Origin of the sequence: Streptomyces botrytidirepellens (assembly GCF_003721215.1) — a bacterium.
GTDB classification, from domain to species: Bacteria; Actinomycetota; Actinomycetes; order Streptomycetales; family Streptomycetaceae; genus Streptomyces; species Streptomyces himastatinicus.
Genome location: NZ_RIBZ01000077.1, coordinates 1 through 2,089 on the forward strand (window position 1 = coordinate 1; position 2,089 = coordinate 2,089).

Sequence of the window (2,089 nt, forward strand, 5' to 3'; positions counted from 1 at the left end):
CGGTAGCGGTGGGCCCAGCGGGCTGCGGTGGTGTGGCTGACCTGGAAGCGTTCGGCTGCCCGCCGCAGCGGCCATCCGTCCTCGACGACACACCGGGCCAGACGCAGCCTGCCGGTCGGGGTCAGCGGGGCGTTACGGTGGATCAACGAGGGCCTCCTGGTGCCGGTACAGACTTCGCAATCCACACCGAAACCAGAGGCCCTCGCCCCGTTCAAGCACCCCTCACGGCGCGTCGCCCGTCACCAACGTCCCCGGACAGCACACCTAGCGNGCCCCGTTCAAGCACCCCTCACGGCGCGTCGCCCGTCACCAACGTCCCCGGACAGCACACCTAGCGACTTGCAGTGCTCGTAGGCGCCCCAGTCCGGACCAAGGGTCCGGGTCTTGCAGACCCCGATGCCCGGTCTTCCCCGGTCCGTCTCGACCATGACGAGGCTGCGCAGCGGACCCAGGTCCATACCGCCCGCTTTCCTCGCGGCCGCCTATCTGATCGCCCGGGCCACATCCGGCCTCCGCTTAGCGGCGCAGCCGACTTCCTCCACAGGGCCCGACCTTCGCGTCCCGACTTGAGCCGAGCGATCCTCGCCGTCGTCTGCGCGCAGGATCCACGGCGCTCGGACCGGAGGACCCCATGCCCGTCAGCTGCCGGATCACCACCGTACCCGCACCGGAAGCTGAAGGCGTGCCGCTGTGGTGCGCCGTCGTCCCGGACTCGTCGTCGGTCCACTCGGTCGACGCGAAGCTCGACGGATACTGACCGGCCAAGGACCGGCCCCGCGGACCGACCCCCTCTTCGGCATCGTCAGTGATGCCGTCGAGCATCGGGAGACGGACTCCGGAGGCCCGTTGACCCGCCCTTCTGAGTTCCGGGCCGCCGTCACCGTCGCTGTCGCCACAGGCACTGGCGATGACGGGTGTGCTCCCGGCCTGGAACGATCCCCAGTGGGCGTACATCGTTCGTATGCGAGGCCGCTCAGCCGCTCAGGGCGTGGCCCTCGGCGTGCTGTCTCCGGGGCTCTGGCCCGGGGTGTGCGGATGCTGCTGGTGCTGAGGGCGTTGCAGGTTGGGTTGCTCTCCTCTCATCGCCGGGAGGGTACTGGCCGTACGCAGGATCGTGCTCATCCTGGTGGACAGCTGGCCGAGTGCCTCGACGACCCGTGCGACGCGCTGGGGGTCCAGCGCGTTGATGGCGGACGGGCCGTGGCCTGGGTCGAGGGTGGCGAGTGTGTGGTTCAAGTGGAGCCGCGTACGTATCCCGGGGGCTGCCGCTTCTACTGTTCTGGTCCGGTCCGGTGTGGTCTTGCTGTCTGGGTCGGCCCATTCCTGCACGGCTCGGGCCCGGGCTGCCGCAGTGGCGGCGGTGGTCAGGTGGCCTTGCTGTGTGAGTTCGACGAGACGTGCTTGGTCGTCTGCGGCGTCGGGTTGGTCCCGGCTGGGGATCACCGCGGTGACGGGGGCCAGCAGCGGCTGAGCGCGGACGCTGGCGTAGACCTGGGCGGCGTGCTGCGCCGCGGCGTCCATCCAGTCGTGGTCTTCGGGGCCGATGATGCGGGCGGTGAGCAGTTCCAGCACGTCTTGGGCCCGTTCTGCGGCCTCCAGCAGATCGGGGCCGCAGGCGGCGAGCCGGTCCCAGTCACCGATGAGGACCTCCTCTGCAGCGTCGTCGTACGGCGTGAGCAGGTCGGCTCGGTTGTACGCGGCGCTGGTGCTTCGGGCCTGGTTGTGGATCTCCTCCGCTGCGCGCATGGAGATCCCGGTCTGCACGGCGACCTCGGTCAGCACAGCCTGGTCGGGCAGGACCTCGGTGCCCGAGGTGATCAGGATGCCCCAGGCGCGGCCGGCCTGCTGCGCGCTGTCGAGGGACAGAGGCTTGTGGTCGGGCGGCATCCACCGGATGAGCCACTCAGCCTGGGCCTGAACGAGGGCTTGGGCTTGTCCGTCTGTCTCCCCGTCCAGGAGACCGTTGACCTGCACGTCGAAGCGGGCCGAGTCCAGGAGCTGCCCTGGCGCGATCGGGCCGTCGGGGTGCTCGATGGCCTGGCGGGTGCGGGAGCGGTCGGTGGTGAACCACTCGATGGCGTTGTGAACG

3 protein-coding genes are annotated in these 2,089 nt (G+C 70.0%); 1 reads left to right on the plus strand and 2 read right to left on the minus strand.

The features are described 5' to 3' along the window. On the minus strand, positions 1 to 146 hold a 146-nt coding region (locus EEJ42_RS05600; RefSeq protein WP_184502953.1), incomplete at its 3' end, for a helix-turn-helix domain-containing protein. A 485-nt stretch (positions 147 to 631) separates the two neighbouring features. On the opposite strand from EEJ42_RS05600, the gene EEJ42_RS53750 reads away from it, so the two are divergent. Beyond that, positions 632 to 757: a hypothetical protein gene (locus EEJ42_RS53750; RefSeq protein ID WP_281291402.1), complete on the plus strand. Its 126-nt coding sequence runs from the start codon at positions 632 to 634 to the stop codon at positions 755 to 757. 224 nt (positions 758 to 981) lie between these two features. Here the strand turns inward: EEJ42_RS53750 and EEJ42_RS05610 are convergent. Beyond that, on the minus strand, positions 982 to 2,089 hold a 1,108-nt coding region (locus EEJ42_RS05610; RefSeq protein ID WP_123098882.1), incomplete at its 5' end, for a hypothetical protein.

Excerpts from the sequence above, each read along its gene's own strand:
- EEJ42_RS53750 (WP_281291402.1), top strand. The coding sequence starts at position 632 with ATGCCCGTCAGCTGCCGGATCACCACCGTACCCGCACCGGAAGCTGAA.